This is a genomic window from Trichococcus flocculiformis (assembly GCF_900113645.1).
Classification (GTDB): domain Bacteria; phylum Bacillota; class Bacilli; order Lactobacillales; family Aerococcaceae; genus Trichococcus; species Trichococcus flocculiformis.
On the sequence record NZ_FOQC01000054.1, the window covers coordinates 1 to 16,584 of the forward strand.

General features: G+C 41.8%; 17 protein-coding genes. 16 read left to right on the plus strand and 1 reads right to left on the minus strand.

The genetic code is table 11. The features are described 5' to 3' along the window. The 15 genes from BMZ71_RS12515 to BMZ71_RS12585 all read left to right on the plus strand — a co-directional run. Positions 1 to 600, plus strand: a 600-nt coding sequence (locus BMZ71_RS12515; RefSeq protein ID WP_143071442.1) for a transposase, incomplete at its 5' end; no start/stop codon positions are given. Positions 601 to 647: 47 nt separating this feature from the next. Continuing rightward, positions 648 to 1,925 carry a methyl-accepting chemotaxis domain-containing protein gene (locus BMZ71_RS12520; RefSeq protein ID WP_177187621.1) on the plus strand — a complete coding sequence of 426 codons (1,278 nt, stop codon included), beginning with the start codon at positions 648 to 650 and terminating at the stop codon, positions 1,923 to 1,925. Then, on the plus strand, positions 1,922 to 2,659 hold the full coding sequence (locus BMZ71_RS12525; RefSeq protein WP_086989210.1) for a hypothetical protein: 738 nt from the start codon (positions 1,922 to 1,924) through the stop codon (positions 2,657 to 2,659). Before BMZ71_RS12520 ends, BMZ71_RS12525 begins: the two co-directional genes overlap by 4 nt. Next, complete coding sequence (locus tag BMZ71_RS12530) at positions 2,656 to 4,695, plus strand: phage tail spike protein (RefSeq protein WP_177187622.1); 2,040 nt, start codon at positions 2,656 to 2,658, stop codon at positions 4,693 to 4,695. The genes BMZ71_RS12525 and BMZ71_RS12530 overlap by 4 nt, the downstream gene beginning before the upstream one ends. Positions 4,696 to 4,712: 17 nt before the next feature. Further along, entirely contained in the window at positions 4,713 to 4,904 is a 192-nt protein-coding gene (locus BMZ71_RS12535; protein WP_086989212.1) for a hypothetical protein, read from the plus strand. 57 nt (positions 4,905 to 4,961) lie between these two features. Beyond that, positions 4,962 to 5,165, plus strand: coding sequence for a hypothetical protein (locus BMZ71_RS12540; RefSeq protein ID WP_086989213.1), 204 nt, complete (start codon positions 4,962 to 4,964; stop codon positions 5,163 to 5,165). Then, the gene (locus BMZ71_RS12545) at positions 5,155 to 6,012 is read left to right on the plus strand and encodes an LPO_1073/Vpar_1526 family protein (RefSeq protein ID WP_086989214.1); all 858 of its coding nucleotides are present in this window, start codon (positions 5,155 to 5,157) and stop codon (positions 6,010 to 6,012) included. Before BMZ71_RS12540 ends, BMZ71_RS12545 begins: the two co-directional genes overlap by 11 nt. A gap of 70 nt (positions 6,013 to 6,082) precedes the next feature. Beyond that, positions 6,083 to 8,053, plus strand: coding sequence for a BppU family phage baseplate upper protein (locus tag BMZ71_RS12550; RefSeq protein WP_086989215.1), 1,971 nt, complete (start codon positions 6,083 to 6,085; stop codon positions 8,051 to 8,053). Positions 8,054 to 8,216: 163 nt separating this feature from the next. Further along, entirely contained in the window at positions 8,217 to 9,965 is a 1,749-nt protein-coding gene (locus tag BMZ71_RS12555) for a hypothetical protein (RefSeq protein WP_143071443.1), read from the plus strand. 316 nt (positions 9,966 to 10,281) lie between these two features. Beyond that, positions 10,282 to 10,620: a hypothetical protein gene (locus BMZ71_RS12560; RefSeq protein WP_086989217.1), complete on the plus strand. Its 339-nt coding sequence runs from the start codon at positions 10,282 to 10,284 to the stop codon at positions 10,618 to 10,620. Next, a complete protein-coding gene (locus BMZ71_RS12565) occupies positions 10,610 to 10,852 on the plus strand; it encodes a holin (protein ID WP_086989218.1) in 243 nt (80 codons plus the stop codon). The genes BMZ71_RS12560 and BMZ71_RS12565 overlap by 11 nt, the downstream gene beginning before the upstream one ends. Then, complete coding sequence (locus tag BMZ71_RS12570; protein ID WP_086989219.1) at positions 10,849 to 12,018, plus strand: N-acetylmuramoyl-L-alanine amidase; 1,170 nt, start codon at positions 10,849 to 10,851, stop codon at positions 12,016 to 12,018. Before BMZ71_RS12565 ends, BMZ71_RS12570 begins: the two co-directional genes overlap by 4 nt. A 200-nt stretch (positions 12,019 to 12,218) precedes the next feature. Continuing rightward, on the plus strand, positions 12,219 to 12,884 hold the full coding sequence (locus BMZ71_RS12575) for a hypothetical protein (RefSeq protein ID WP_086989220.1): 666 nt from the start codon (positions 12,219 to 12,221) through the stop codon (positions 12,882 to 12,884). Further along, positions 12,884 to 13,243: a hypothetical protein gene (locus BMZ71_RS12580; protein WP_086989221.1), complete on the plus strand. Its 360-nt coding sequence runs from the start codon at positions 12,884 to 12,886 to the stop codon at positions 13,241 to 13,243. The genes BMZ71_RS12575 and BMZ71_RS12580 overlap by 1 nt, the downstream gene beginning before the upstream one ends. 627 nt (positions 13,244 to 13,870) lie before the next feature. Continuing rightward, complete coding sequence (locus BMZ71_RS12585) at positions 13,871 to 14,302, plus strand: GatB/YqeY domain-containing protein (protein ID WP_068562618.1); 432 nt, start codon at positions 13,871 to 13,873, stop codon at positions 14,300 to 14,302. Between the two features lie 112 nt (positions 14,303 to 14,414). On the opposite strand, the gene BMZ71_RS12590 is transcribed toward BMZ71_RS12585, so the two are convergent. Beyond that, on the minus strand, positions 14,415 to 14,594 hold the full coding sequence (locus BMZ71_RS12590) for a YjzC family protein (protein WP_086989222.1): 180 nt from the start codon (positions 14,592 to 14,594) through the stop codon (positions 14,415 to 14,417). A 248-nt stretch (positions 14,595 to 14,842) separates the two neighbouring features. Between BMZ71_RS12590 and BMZ71_RS12595 the strand changes: the two genes are divergently transcribed. Then, complete coding sequence (locus tag BMZ71_RS12595; RefSeq protein WP_086989223.1) at positions 14,843 to 16,147, plus strand: murein hydrolase activator EnvC family protein; 1,305 nt, start codon at positions 14,843 to 14,845, stop codon at positions 16,145 to 16,147. Positions 16,148 to 16,584: the final 437 nt, after the last annotated feature.

Here is a 16,584-nt window from a genome sequence, read left to right on the forward strand (position 1 = left end):
CAGCTCTACATGCACACAAGTAGGACGCACAAAGTGCAGGATCGCATCGTCAGTATCAGCCAGCCATTTATCCGCCCAATTGTCCGCGGAAAAGCCAAGAACCCGGTGGAATTCGGAGCCAAACTGGACATGAGCATAACCAATGGATACGCCCGAATCGAGAAAATTTCCTTCGATGCCTACAACGAGAGCGAATGCCTCATAGTTGCGGTGGAACGCTACAAAGAACGGATGGGAGTGTATCCTGAACGAGTTTTGGCGGATAAAATATACCGAAATCGCACAAACTTAAGCTACTGCAAAGAACTCGGAATCCGATTATCCGGACCGTCGCTCGGCAGGCCCAAGAAGGATCAAAAGATTGACAAAAAACAAGAATACAGCGACAACTGCGATCGAGTAGAGGTCGAAAGAGGCTTCAGCCTGGCGAAAAGAAAGTACGGGCTCAGGCTTATTCGAACACGCCTTGAAGAGACCAGTCTCTGTGTGATTGCTTTATCCATCCTTACAATGAACCTGTCCAAGGTTTCATTGCGCATTTTTTTGACTTTCATCCAATGGATGAGCTTCCCTAGAATTGAACCCCTAATGAAGCCGTAAGCTAAAAATAGGGATTTATTCAGCAGGCATTAATTACTTGTAAAGTGGTGAAGGATAAATTAAAAGAACTAAAAATGACAGATGATCAAATCAGTGAGATTGAAGAAAGTTACAACAATTATTCTTTGACAATCGGAAACACGATGGCCGAGATTTTGTCCACCTTTACGGCTGGGAAAGTCGTCACGGAGGAATTGGCGAACGCAACGATAAATGCCAATAACGCTGTCACAGAAGAAATCATAACTGGACTAACTGCTCAAAAGGATGCTGAGCAAGCGCGACTTGATGAAATGCTTGCAAATGGCGTCATGACTCAAGCTGAGTATGAAAAACGTGTGATGGAAAACGGCATGCACTACGCTATGCTAACTCAAATTACGCAGAGCGCCAACGATGAAATTAATGCGATAATTGCAGCGGCTTCCTTGGAAAACCGACAACTAACAGCTGAAGAAACCGCCAGTATGATCGACAGTTATATTACTTTATCTGAGAGTAGCGGCAAGAGCATGACTGAGATTGCAGAAGGACAAGACGCTCTCTCCGCCAACATGAGAAACATGGTATCTGAAGTTGCTATTGCATCTCTTGAGCAATCGGGAGCATTATCCGAAAGTGCAGCTTCTCAGATTGGTTCTCTCGGATTTGTTCAGGATAAAGTCGGCGCTCTACAGTGGGCTTTAGAATATTACAACCGTACAGGTATCCCTGCAAAAACAATAAACATTGACGTATCACCTGCTTTACAAGCTATTGCTGATTTACAACAACGACTCTACAATATTCCTGACGAACAGGTCTATATCAACGTCCAAGAGAATCGGGTTTATACGGCAACAAGTCCAACCGGACAACAAGGCGTTGGGTATAGAGCAACCGGTGATGACAGCTTTAGAGGTGGCCCTGCCGTACTCGGAGATGGCGGGCGTGAAGAACCATTTCTTACGCCTAGTGGATACTTTGGAATTTCCCCGGACACAGATACATTTTATCCGAACCTGCCAAAAGGGACGAAAATTTGGCCAAGTATTCAACACTTCAGGATGGACATCCCACACTTTGCAACAGGTGTGGAAGGCAGCACAGAAGCGCAAAGACTGATTGCTAGTTTTGGGAAAAGAGAGTCGTTCGGCGAAAATACCGGATCAAATAATGTCGATAATTCAAGCCATACCACTACTGAAATCCATAACCATTTCAACATTACGGCTTACGGTGAATTGCCGAACAAGACTGTTAAAAACATTACTGAAAAAATATCACGAGAACTTAAAAATATGAATGATCGAAAGATTATCAATAGAGGGGAGAAGGTGCATTGAAACCAGGAAGCTTTTATTTGAATGGTGTGCATAGCGATGATATCGGAGCGCTCATATCTGAACGTCCCATAATTGAAACGCCGAACAGGAAGATCGAATTAAAAGAGATTCCTGGTGTTAATGGTGCAATCCCTTTTGATGACGGGTCCTACAGCAATACGCAGATGGATCTAGAAATTTTTTATATGACGGATGATGAAGAAGATTTGCCGCTGCAACGGAGCAGAGTGGCAGCTTCTTTTTTGTTTAACCGATATGTGGAATTCATCCCATATTTTGATTCTGAAAAAATCTACAAGGTGATCAATACCGAATATCCTCGTTTCAAGGGAAATAGTACATTCCGGCACTTTGATGTATTTGAAGTAACTTTTTCTGTGAAGCCGTTCAAATACTTAATCGGCAGCGGCACTTATGAGTTACTGGGTAGTTCAACAATTTTAAATCCAACACCGTATGAAGCTGAGCCGTTGATCACTATCCAAGGCAGCGGTGATTGCACGCTAACGATAAACGGCATAGAGTATGTGGTCAAAAATATCGTTGATGAGGTCATCCTGGATAGCGAAATCCAACACTGTTATAAAACTGTGAACGGTCTGCTAGTGAACGAGAATAGCAAGATGTATTCTATTGATTTTCCTGTCTTTTTTCCTGGAAATAATGTCATTACTTGGACTGGTGCAGGAGTCACCGCAATTAAAATCAAACCGAAATGGAGATCTCTCGTATGAAGCCGATTCTATACAAAGCAGGTGAAACAGACTTTAATCATAATGGCATCGGGGCATTGTCGGAGACAATTGCGTGTGAAGTGACTGAAGAACGTAACGGCGAATTTGAACTTTATCTGGAATATCCGGCATCTGGCTTGCATTACGCAGAGATCCAAGAGTTATGTCTGGTAAAGGCAAAGCCCAATTCAGTTGATGATTTACATCTTTTTAGGATCTATGAACGGCAGCTAGATACGATAACACAAGTCTTGTCCGTTTACGCGACAAGCATCTCCAATGACCTTGGCGGTAATTTAGTTCAAAGCGTTGTTTCCAATGATGTTACGCCACAAACGGCTCTTGATGTGATGAAGAATAGTTTAATTCAACCTACTGATTTCATGTTTCATTCGGATATCAATGCAACTAATAGCATTGATTGGAAGATGCGGAACCCATTAAATTGCATAGCTGGCGAAGAGGGGTCTTTGTTGGATGTGTTCGGGGGAGAGATAAAACGGGGAAATGATTTTATTTGGCTATATGCTAGGCGCGGCAGAAATAATGTTGCAACGATTCGCCACGGTAAAAACCTGACAGGACTGGAAGCAGAGTATTCAACTAAAGGTTTAGTAACACAGATTCTGCCCTATTTTACACACACTCCTGAAGGAAGCGAGGCGGAAGAGACCGTTATCGGCAGCCTTGTCATTTCTCAGTACGCGAACAATTACCCGGTCACAATGATTCTGCCGGTCGATTATTCTAGTGATGATCGAGTGACGGATCTCGCTAGTTTGAATACTGCAGCTTCTAATTATTTTATTGAAAATGCTGGGATTGATAAACCAAGTGTAGCGATGGATGTGGATCTGGATGACTTGTCTGACAGCAGCGAGTATGAACAATTCAAGTCATTTGAGAATGTCGAAGTGTGCGACACTATAACTGTTTACTCAAAGCAGTTTGATGTAAACCTAACCGCGAAGGTGACGCAAATAGTGTTTGATGTACTCAGGGAGAAAAACCAATCACTGAAGGTCGGCTCCGTAAGAACGAGCTTTTATGATGACTTGAAGAGTGGTTACAAAGACTTAGTAAAAGAGGTTACTGTATCGCTTACCAACACCATCGAGAAAGCAGCGAACGTAAAGAATCGCATTTTCAGAGGGGCAGACGAACCGCTGGAAGGGATGAGCAAAAACGATGTGTGGTATAAGCCAGTCGGTGATGGGGAAATAGAGATGTATGTCTATGATGGCGCGTACTGGAATAAGGAGGCCTACTCTGCCGACTCGCTTGGTGGGACAGTAAACTTCGCCAACATCAATGCAATAAATCTGAATTTGAACGCTTTGACGACAGCTAGTATCTCCGGAGCCAACTTCTGGTTAAACCTTATCGCCAGCATCATGCAGTTCACGAACCCGACAACTGGAGATATTTTGGTGTTTGATCAGGGGGAAATCTATTATCAAAACGGAACCAAGGTGAGGCGTTTAAGATATTCAGAAGAAGGTTTCATCTTCGAGCCGGGTGAAGGCAATACAGGCACATCGTTAAATACTTCGCTGATTCTGCGGGGAGGTTTCGGATCAGACAAGTACATAGATTTTATGGACAAAGATTTTGAGACCGGAACCATCTATAACCACCAACGCATCACAGCGCGGAACGCAATTATGTATTTTCAAACGATTGATCGGGTTCACGTTGTACACGATTCTGATTTATCATTTGCCCCGATTGCTGCATCAGCGTTTGAGGTCGGATCAAGTGAGGACTTTAAGCAGAACATCATGAGTACAGAAATTAGTGCTTTGGATAAAATAACCAGTTTAGCAGTCGTGGAATACGATTTGAACTACAACGTTGAATCTGGAATAGAGAACAAGCAGCTTGGCTTCATTGCAGAAAATAGCCCATACATATCAGGAAGCGATGGGAAAAGTATTGATTTGTACAAGGCAATTGCATTGAACACAAAGGGTGTCCAGGAGTTGTTGGCCAGGATTGAAGCTTTGGAAGCAAGAGTCAGCACGTTAGAGGGATAACAGAGGAGTGAATATCATTGGAAAAAGAAGTAGAAGTGGAACCATTTGGCATTGTTTATATCTGTGATGAATGCCAAATAGGCGAGCTGCGGCCAACCGGTAATAATTCCTATATGCCTGAAATTAAAATTGAGCACCGGTGTTCTAACTGTGGTGATTTAAAATATTTCAAGGAGAATTATCCTCTAATCAAATTTCGAATAAAATAGACATTATGAGACCAATGACGTAACATATTTATAAATGATGTTACAGGGGGATTCAAAATGGTTGAGTGGATTCAAGAGAATACTAAAGAGTTATTAGGCGCTGTAGCTACCATGATTGTCGGTATAGTTGGATTGTTCCTTAAAAAGAATTCCGGAGCAAGTGTGAACAAGCAAAAAGCCAAAGCCGGGAAAAATTCAACCATTAATCAAGCAGGTGGGAATATTTCCATCAACAGTGGAGGCAAAGAAGATGAGAAATAAACAGGATGCCAGTGGCGGAGATAATTCAACGGTTAATCAGGCTGGGGGAGATGTTAACCTTTCAACCACAATCAATTATGGGATGGGCTACACTGAGGCAAAGGACTTGTTCATGGATTTATTTCATATTGAATTTATGAAATTGGGAAAAGACGTTGAACATTTAATTAACGAAAGAGCAGAAAAAATAGTTGTTGATTATTTAAATAAATTAGTTCAAGAAGATCCGAATTTGATTCAAAATACTAAGAATCCAGATATCAGATACGACATCATTGAAGCTCAAAAAGCTTATGCTCGTTTAGGTGATCAGGAAATGGCGGATTTATTGGTTAAAATTTTAGTTGAGAGAACGAAAAGCACTGAGAATACATTTAAAAATATAGCATTGAATGAATCGTTAAGTGTAATCCCAAAGCTGACAAGCAAACAAATCGATGTAATTACTTTGATATACTTGGTTCGTTATTACAGTTTCGTTCCGACCTTCAAAATGCCTTTCGATTTTTATTATCAAACGTTGGTAAATTTTTTGGCTGTTGAAATCCCCAATTCGGAAATGTTTTATCAACACTTGCAGTATTCGGGATGCCTCTCTATAAGTATAGGTTCTTCCTCATTTGCTGATATTTTTATGCATAAATTCCCACACTTATTTAAGGATGAGACAGAGGTTAACTCATTTATTAGTTCATATAGTGATGTATCTCAATTAAAAAACAAGTGGGATAACACCAAAATGTGTAACACAAGCCTAACCAGCGTGGGACTGGTTATAGCAATTACAAACATCAATCGGATTATGAACTATACCTGGGATGTAGGGATATGGTTTCAGGAAAATTAACTAAATTACTTTACTAAGGTAGTCGATTAATCGGCTGCCTTTTTGTTATGCCAAAAAGGAGTGATACATATTGGTCTTGGAACAATTTATAATTGATACCGACATTATTTGGGACCAGGTCGGCAAGACATTTTTCGAAAACCCGGAAGCGAAACCTGGCCGGGTTATGCGCGTGCAGGTTGTGAATTCCGGCATCTTAGAGGATTTAACGGGGTATACATTGAACCTCGGCTGGACCAGCGTAAGAGATCCTTCCAAGTTTGGATTGGATGCTTTCGATGACGTTGACATCACAAAAGGGATTTTTGAGATTGAATATACAAGCGGCATGCTTACCAATGTCGGACCGCTGAATGCATCCCTGCAGCTCGTTCCTCCTGGGGAAGGAAGGCCGATAGAATCCAATAACTTCAAGCTTACTGTGAAGAACAGTGCGATCAACCCAGAAGCAATACAGGGTGAGACTAGTTTCAAGGCGTTGGAGAATGCGCTCGTGGAAGTGAATGGCTGGAATGCGCGAATCGATGTGGTGGAGCAGGAGTTTAAGGATCGAGCAGATGCTTTGGATGAGGCGTACCCGGTGAGGCTGAATGCTGCGGAGCAATCGGTATCCCAAATGGAAACTCAAATTGACGGATTTAATCGTGGACTAGGCGAAACAATGCCGACCATGGCTTCGTTACTGGAGGCATATCCAACCGGCGACACTCGTGATCATATTGTAGCTGGGAATGTTGCAGAGGTTGACACGCTGACAGTCACAGGAATTCCAACGGTGGCTAGTAATGTTACCATCACACTCAACGGGGTGGCGAAAACAGTAGCGGTAGATCCGACGGTGCAGACGACAACTGCATTAGTTGCAGCAGCAATAAGAGCAGCGGTATATCCCGGATGGGCTACTGGAGGCACTGGTGCAATCGTTATATTTACGGCTTCTAGTGCTGGCGTAAGAAGCGTACCTACATTTGGAGCGGGAACCACCGGGGTAACAGCTGCATTCGCAGTGACTGCTAAAGGCGAAGATGCAAACTATCATCGCTATTTCTGGAATAGTACGGCGTGGGCTGATGGCGGTGCCTACCAAGCAATCGAAATGCCAGAAAAATCACTTAATGATATTGGTGACTCCTTGACCGCTCTTGCTAAACTGTTAGGTGTAAGTATCGTTCGTATAGCGGACAAGAAAAATTTCGTAGGTTCAGGAGCTTACATCAACGCTACCGATGGATTGATAAAAACCGCCTCATCTCAACCCGTTGATGCCTATACTGGCTTTATTCCCGTAACCGCTGGAAACTATTACTACTATCGAGGTAGAGTTCAAGGTGGCGGAAGGCTGTCAATGGCATTCTACTCATCTAACACTGAAGGAAGTTATATATCAGGAATAGCCGGAGCAACTGAGTATTATTATGACAAACTAGCTAAAGCACCAACTGGAGCAACTTATGCAAGATTCGGATATATGATTGACCCTGCATATCCATTCTCTGTAGTAGATTTAGGTAGTAAACTTATCTCAGATTTAATAGCTGTTGACGGAACTAATGCGGCAGCTATCGCGGCTAACGCAACTGAAACGGGTATCGTCAAAAAGAGTGTAGCCGATGAGTTAGTATATAGTTCAAATGCCTATGCAATATTGGGTCAGTTCTTGAAAGCTGACGGGGTATTCGAGACGCATACATCTGGGTTCACAACAGATTACATACCAGTAAAATCTGATACTATATACTTGCTCAAGAGTCGAACGTCAGACGCTAGAAGTTTCGTATTGTATGATGCTAGTTACAATTTTATCGCCGGGTATCCCGGAAGTAGTTACGGCTATACATGGCAGTCTCAAGGAGAAGGTGCTTTCTTATTCCACTCAGGAGCCGCTAAGTTTATTAGGGTATCCTCAGATTCAGCTACTGCACTAGTCACACTCGTTAGGTCAGTATTTGCAACTGAGGCATATACCAAATCCAAGGCAGCAATAGACGCCAATTTATTGAAACTGAATCAGTCGTTTGGATACGAGATATATATATACTAATGTTTTGATAAGTAATTCAGTTATGGGATCCCAAGGATACATAACCGCTACAGGGGGAACGGCTACTGGCTTCTCGGGCGACAAATATACAGACTATATCGCTATTGTTCCAGGTCAAAAATACGGATGGACTGCATACTTCAGTGACGCTAGATGTATTGCAATGTATGACGCGAATAAAGTGCTCATTCGAACAATTAGCGGAACGGCTGCGGGCAATCCTTCATACTATGAATTTGTTGCGGGCGGAAATGAATATTTCTTCAGAGGTTCTGCTTACGGTCAACCTAATCCACCTAAATTAGAACGAGTCCCATATACTTTGAAAGATAAAATTATTAAGCTTGAAGCTGACCTACTAGCTGCTACACCTAATGCAGCCGTCGACTATGAGTACAATGCTCCGGCATACATCTTCGCATCTGACAATGACAGTTCAGGCTTCTACTCAAGGGACTATGTTCAACACCTTTATCCAGACTCACTACTTCGCGCTAAGCTAGACATGAGCCTAGATGACGCTAGAGCAGTAAACGTTCAAAGTCACGTGAAGAATGTAGCGACTAAAGAAAATGTAGCGATGACTCACGTGCTAGGTGGAAATGGGTACAAAGATAAAACATTCGCATACAACCTAGTGAAGACTAAAGCAAGTAACGCAAAAAACAAGGCTATTAGATATCTAGCAATTGGTGACAGTATGACAGCCAATAATATCGCTCAGACCGATGGAGTTCTTAGAGGCGGCGGTTGTTACAATGCAATCGTGAAAGAGTTAGCCATGATGGACAATATTGATATGGGAGACAATTCCATTAAAGTAGCCTTAATCGGAACGGGAAATCGAACGGACAATCCGCCTGCGACGTATAAGGGGCAATCCATTTCGATTCGAAACTGTGCTGAGGGCAGAGGTAGTTGGTGTACAGTCAATTATCTTAGACATATGCTTCACACAATTACATCCGGTAGCACTACAACTTCTTTTGCCGGCGTAGATGCTTGGGATAGTTTAGGGCTAGGAAGAAAGATCGCTATCGACGGAACATATGACGAAGGTGTTGCGTATGAGACGTATACCGGAACCAATGCTCAGAAACTTCTGATCGCACAGACACCTCATGGTAAATATCATTGGGATTATACGGCTAACTTATGGGCTTGGTTAGATGCTAAGTATGCAGAAGTCAGTGGAGCGTATGCTGGAAGTGCAGAACAAAAAACACTTATTGATACCAAGATGAATTATTTGATGGACAACCCTTCAAATCCATTCTTTGATAAAGCTGTTGCAAAAGCTACTGGTGACTATGCATTCTCACTTACCAAATATTTAGCGAGATATAAGACTTTAGCTGATGATGGGGTAACTAGATTGGTGGTTGGAAGCACTGCTGGTTCTCACGTAACCGATGCGACTGCCTATGACGTTTGCACACCTACGCATATCACTTTAGAAGTCGGTGAGAACGATAGATGGCACTTTGGTGGTGTTATGACAGCTCAGTTGACCGCGGACGATAATCTTAAAATCATGAACGCTATTGCTGCTGAGTATCCGGCAATTAAGGCCGGGTTCATTACTACAAGAATGATGGGTCCGATGTTTCCTGAGAAATGGTCCGATGTGGCAGACGTTTCACCCATGAGTGTAGGGTCTAACGAGTTCAAGTACGATATGAATAAAATAGTTCAAACTGCGCTAGGTACTCTAGCATCGCAGACAACTAAATACTTCATCCCTACTTATTTCACTCATTCTTTAACTTCATTCTCTTCTACCAGAAAAGATATTGATTTAGAAACTGGAAAAGAGGTCAGCGTAGGTGGAACGGATATTAACCACCCAGGTATTCAATGCTACTGGTCGATGGCGTATCAAATTTTAGCTTGGATTTACTACACTCTATAAGAAACATTCGAATAATAATGTAGTTGCAAAACCCAAAGAATGTATGTAAATTTGGCCAATAAAAAATCATGATTTCAGCTTAACTCCTTATACCTTTGCTATATTAGTGAATGTAAAGAAAAAAGAGATGAGGTGAAAGCATGTTTAAAATGGGTGATTGGCTGTTTGACAGTTCTGTAACCTTTGGCACAGTAGAAGAGGCTATTAGTCGATTCGAATTAGCTGAAGCGTTGCGTAAAAAAGATCTGGACAAATAGTTTTAAAAGAGGGTTGTCCTCCTGGGCAGCCTTTTTATTATGGAAAAGGAGCGTGGGCAATGGAATGGATATCCGCAATTATCGCAAGTGCTGTCACCGGCATGGTCACTTACTCGGTCGCGAATAAACAAACTAATGGATCAGTAGAGCAGCAATACACAGAAAATATCACTAAGCTTTTTACCTTCTACAAAGAACAGGTAGATGCTTTGAGTGATGAGGTCAAACAATTAAAAACGCAAATCAAGGATATTGAAAACAAGTACGTCAAGGATATCAACGGGTACAAGGTGATTGTCGAGAAGTTAGAGGATGAAGTCGAAATGCTGCGGGAAGAAAATGATGAGTTGAAGATCGAGAATGCCATCCTGAAAGGGGATCAAGAAAATGGAATTTAATATTTTTATTGCGCCGATTACCATGATTGCCGTGGAAATGGCAAAACGTGCTGGACTGGAAAGCAAGTATCTGGCATTTGTGGCCGTAGTTTTTGGGGCGCTATTCGGAGCTCTCTACGGCTTTATGTACAATGGTGATATCTTTGTCAATGCGTTTGAGGGATTGCTGTACGGGGCATCCGCATCAGGCATGTGGGACGCAGCTACGAAGACGCTTAAGGAGGGTAAATGATGGGTTATGTAATCAATGATAGACGCGCTTCCGCACTAGGTGGCCAAAGCAAGGATCGCAACCGATCGGCAATCACAACGATCGTATGGCACTATTCTGCAGTTATGCGCAAGCTTCGTAAATTTATCACGGGTCATGAAGAATATTGGGAAAATACGCTCGGTTGGGACCGTGGCGGCTATCATTTCTACATCGACGCCGATGGTAATATCTGGCAGAACTACGACTACGAGCGAATTACTTGGGGAGTCTATAATAATAACGGCTATTGCGTTCATATCAGCGTGGAGGCTGGGAACGGCAATGATTACTCACAAGCGCAAATTGATGCACATGAGTGGCTGACGCGTAAGATCATGGGTGATTTGAGCGTGCCAGCAAGCAAAGTCAAGGGACATTGGGAAGTTTATAATAATTCCGCTTGCCCTGGTTATTCGAAAGAACAGATGGATGCATTCCGCGCGAGGTTGGGGCAATCTGCAGCTGCAGCTTCAGAATCGATTGCGCCGATGCGCGTCCCTGTGACTTATAACAAGATGGTGGCCTATCCTGGTTATTCGATTGATAGCAAACCCTGGGGAGAGCCTGGTCTGGTTAATTGGGGTAAAACAGATGATATCATCGGAAATACAATCTCAGTCTACGAGGAGAACGGCAGCGGAGAATATGCCAATGGCGTGAAAGTTGGGTGGATTGATAAGCGGGCTCTGATTGATGTTCCTGCACGCGTGCCAGTGAGCTATAACGGCATCGTGAAAGCCGGTGGCTATTCGATCGATTCCCGGCCGTGGGGCGAACCAGGCTTCACGAATTGGGGCACAACAGATGCGTTTATTGGAAAAACGATTCCTGTAATAGAGGAGAACGCCTCAGGCGAATATCTCAACACCAGTCTAGGGTGGATCGATAAACGGGCAGTCGAAAGAGAGCCGGCTGTCGTATCCTCAACGCTGCACTTGCCTGCAGGACAGACCTGGATTGTTTATCCGGAAAATGGGCCATACAAAGCCGGTAATGTGATTGCTATTGAAGAGGCATGTTCTTGTTTGGTTCTGGGCGACAAGGGGCAGGGATTAATTGTTGTGGATCTGGAAGGCAACGTTGACCGCGTGGCAATTCGGTATGATGAGTCTAAAGGCGCGATGCTTGAAAAGCATTTCATGTAAAGGGAATATTGGATGTAACAAATGCTAATACATGTATTGGTATTAAATTATTTGGAGGAAAATATGAAAAATAAATATATACGAATTGTACTTTATCCACCTGTTTTTATTATATCGCTTCAATTTTTGTTGAATTCAATGTTTAATTAGCGGCTTTATTAGGGTATACTTCTTAATTGAAGACTTAAGGAGGTACTTTAATGGCTAAAGAAAAAATCGTACAGTTACAAATGGCTTTATTTTTTAAAGGAATAGAAAACCGTCCCGATAGATTAGTAGGTAAAATAGATGATGTTATGGGCGGTTTATTTGATCAAATGCCTACGATAATACCAATACCGTCTGATGCTCCGGCGGAATTTCCGAGCGTGATAATGCGAAGCTCAAATGGTGTCTATGTATGTAATATTTCAAAAACCCGGATAGATTTAGTTGTTAATTTGGCCCAATCAAGTGAATCTTTCTCAGTTAATATTGAAAAGTTTTTAAATCAGGTAAAGAATTTTTCGCGTGTGATTTTAGAAATGAAAGAAATAACCCGATTTGGTTTTGTGGGTACATATTTTATTCAGAAAACAAATCCTATTTCGGAGATTCAAACAAAATTCATTAAGAATGAAAAACAAAAACAAAATTTAGAAGAACTATCAATCAGATACAACTCCAGGAGTTCATATGAAAACTTGACTCTAAACGATGTGGTAGAAATTTCTAAAGGAGAAATAAACGGAACCCAAGAAGGTATAGTTATTAGGCGAGATTTTAATAATATACCTGTTAACTCATTAGAATTAAGTCTACTACTATCAACGATTGAAGCACACAAATCGAAATTCGTTCAATCTGGAATTATGGAGTTGATTTAATGGCAGAAAAATTTACAAGTTCCAGCGTTGGATCAGTTACGGATGAACAGAATTTGTTCAAATCTGCCTTGGACATGGAAAGCGGCACTAATAATCCCCACTACGAGGCTTGGTTAGCTGCCATGTCGGCAGAAAATAAAAATTCAACTTCTCAAATTAAAGCCAATGGTGATGTGAAAACAAAAATAGGAATTCTTTGGTTTGTGGGTACTGTGTGTGTGTTGCTTATACTTATTGGTGGATATTCACTAATAGTAAACCCCGCATCTGCTAAAGATGTATGGGTAATTACAGGACCTATAATATCTAGTGCAATTACGGGAACAGTAGCTTATTTTACGGGGGATAAAAATAGTTGAACTAAGTTCTAGCATTAAATGTATATGTTACTTTTCAGAGTATTACATAGAGTACCTTATTTCGAAAAATTACGTATGAATAAAAATGAAATACAACAAAAGGCGTATAGTATAAGTGAGACTGGTCTTTATCCCCCTAAGGTTAATCAGTCTATATTTTTACACACGTTTTATAACTAAATTATTTGAATCTATTTGGAAGTATAATATAGGAAGAAAAAAAGCCCTGCCCGGACTTTTGTTACTCGGAATTTTCCCGGGATATTTTTCTTTTTCATGCTAGAAAGCTTGATTTATTAAGGGTTAACGAGGTTAGCCATGTACGAATTGCTGAAATAAACAAACTGTCTGATTGTTTCATACCACCAAAAACAGAAATGCTGTTAAATCAGCATTTCTGTTTTTGGTGAAATTCATCTGATGATGCTTCCTTAACACGATAATAGGTTTTCAAGTAGATGAAATAAGATAGAGTAAAATTTTTCAGAAAATGATGAAACGACGCCAATGGTTACAGATTTGCCAATTCCGATTCTATTCCTTAGAATTAAGGGAGGACGCTGATCTTGGAAAGAATCCATAATGAGGGGCGGTCTATAACTAATTTCGGAGAGGAGCTCAGTAATCATGACATTGAAAGAAACAGTCAACAAAGACTTCATCCAAGCAAGGAAAGACAAAGACACGTTGAAGGCAGATGTCCTCCGCCTGATCAAAACGGAATACGATTCTTTCATTATCGACAACAAGCGCGAAATGACTGAAGCAGAGGAAATCCATGTTTTTATGAAGGACATAAAAAAAACCAATGAAGCGATCGCTTTTGCAAAGCAAGTTGAACGCACGGACCTAATTGAAGAAAATCAGAAAAAGTTGGCAATTTTGGAGGCTTATGTGCCTAAGATGATGGATGAACGGGAAGTTCGCTTCTTTTTGGCCGAAAACGGTGTAGCCGAAATGTCATTGAAGGATGCGATGAAATTTTCGATGCAAGTGCTGGATGGCAAAGCCGATAAAGCACTCGTATCCAAAATCATCAAGGAACTTCTGGCAAAATAATGCATCGGATAAGAAAAGGACTGTGCGGCGCTTGCTGCACGGTCCTTTTCTGAACGCCTTTCCAAGTTTTCTCCACCGCGAAGCTTTCAAATGATCAGTTATCAGCGAACAATCAGTCTTTTTTGATCCATTTGTTTCCGGCTTTGTTGGTAGGCGGAAGTCTATGCCCTTCAACGATATGGACCTCTTTGCTGCCGGTAATTTTGCCCCCTCTTGGGCCGACTTCCTTGTAGACGCCAGGAGGAAGGTTGTCCGTACCTGGTTTGTGTAAATCTTTTTGATCGATTCTCATGTTATTGCCCCTTTCTTTCTTGAAGAGCGATGGTGGAGGAAACACTTGGTACAGCTTAAGTATATCGCTGGAAGCGCGAACAATCAAATGCAGACTGTGTTCGGAAGCCGATGTGTAAACATGAACAATATTTCACGATTTACGACTGTCGTAACAAATTGAAACACAATTGTCATATTTCTATCATGCAATGGTATTTTAATTTTGATATACTTCATCTCGTAGTAGAAACAGGAGGAGAAGTATAATTGGGAAAAAAACATATCGCGTTGTTCTCATCAATCTTATTGCTTAGTCCGATTGCAGGTGGATTTACTGCTCAGGCGGCTACATTAGAAGAATTACAACAACAAAAAGATGCTTTGCAATTAGAAACGAATACGATTCAATCGCAGATAGAAGAAAAATCAAATTCATTGAATACTTTGGAATCCGAAAAAGCAAATTTGGAAACAAAAGTGAATGAACTGCAATCGCAATTGGATGAATTGATGGGCCGATTAGCTGCACAAGAAGAGAAATTAGCTGCTATCCAATCAAAAATTTTGGAGTTGCAGGCTGAAATCGAAGCATTACAAGTGGTCATCGACCAGAGAACTGAAAAATTAAATACGCAGGCTCGTTATATCCAAACGGATGCGGGCGTTACGGATATAGCTTCAATGCTGTTGTCTTCAGAGAATTTTTCTGACCTAGTCGGAAAAATCACGGTCGTTTCAAAGATTGTGACTGCCAACAAGGACATCGTGGAACAACAGGAAGCGGATCAACAAAAAGTCAAAGACAGCAAAGTGGCTGTTGAAGAAGAAAAACTTGCTGCTGAAGCATTGAGACAAGACATTCTGATTTCAAAAAATAATGTCGTAGCCCAAAAAACTGAAATCGACGTCCAAATCGCGCAAGTCATTGAGAACTACGAATTGACTGAAGCCGAGAAAAATGGCTTGGAATCAACCAGAGCTGACTTGGCTGCACAAACTGAAACCATCAGCAAAGACATGGTAGCAGAAGAAACAAGGATTGCAGCTGAGAGGGCAGCAGCCGAACAAGCAGCATCTGAAGCGGCGGCAGTTGCAGCAGCAGCTACGGCAGCTAATAATTTGACTGCATCAGCAGCGCCGACTACGACTGCATCCAGCAGTTATACTGTAAACTCTAGTGGTTTCATAAAACCAGCCAGTGGCTACTACTCATCTCCGTTTGGATATCGTCTTTCACCAATCACAGGTGGCTCTGAATTGCATAGAGGGCAAGATATTGCGGGCAGTGGAGCTATTTCTGCTGCACAATCCGGGACTGTAGTAACAGCAACATATCACGCTAGCTTTGGCTACTATGTGGTAATCAACCATGGCACCATCAATGGTGTGACCGTTGAAACACTTTACGCGCATATGCAACCAGGGTTATTGGTCGCACCGGGACAAACAGTCAGTCAAGGTCAACAAATTGGAATAATGGGTACAACCGGCGATTCAACGGGTGTTCATCTCCATTTTGAAGTTCATGAAAATGGTGGATTAGTTGATCCATTGAATTATATCGGTGGCTAATATACTTAAAATTTCGAAGAGATTGGGAGTTCCCCAGTCTCTTTTTTCTATCTTTGGATGAAAAGGGAATAATAAATGCGTTATAATAGGGGATATGTTGAAGGTAGTGCCAAAAATTCTATGGAAACTGCCCCAAATAACGAGGTGATGTGAAAAACCAAGTCCTGCTATTCAAAGTTTGGTGAAACAAACACTCTTGACAACCGAGCCAATGGTTTTTTCCTTTGCCGTCAAGGGCGACGGTATACAAAAGGAGCAGCACAAAGTAGCCCTTGGCTCAGAAAATTTTAAACCATTGGCCATTCGGATTGTCAAGAGTACGCTCCGCTGTTTGTTTAGTTAATTGGTTCTCTTTTTTTAGAGGGCTCAGGTGCCAAAAGTTAAGGGGTTTGGTCCATCAGCCAATCTTGTGATAAAGAGATTAATTTTGTCCATTT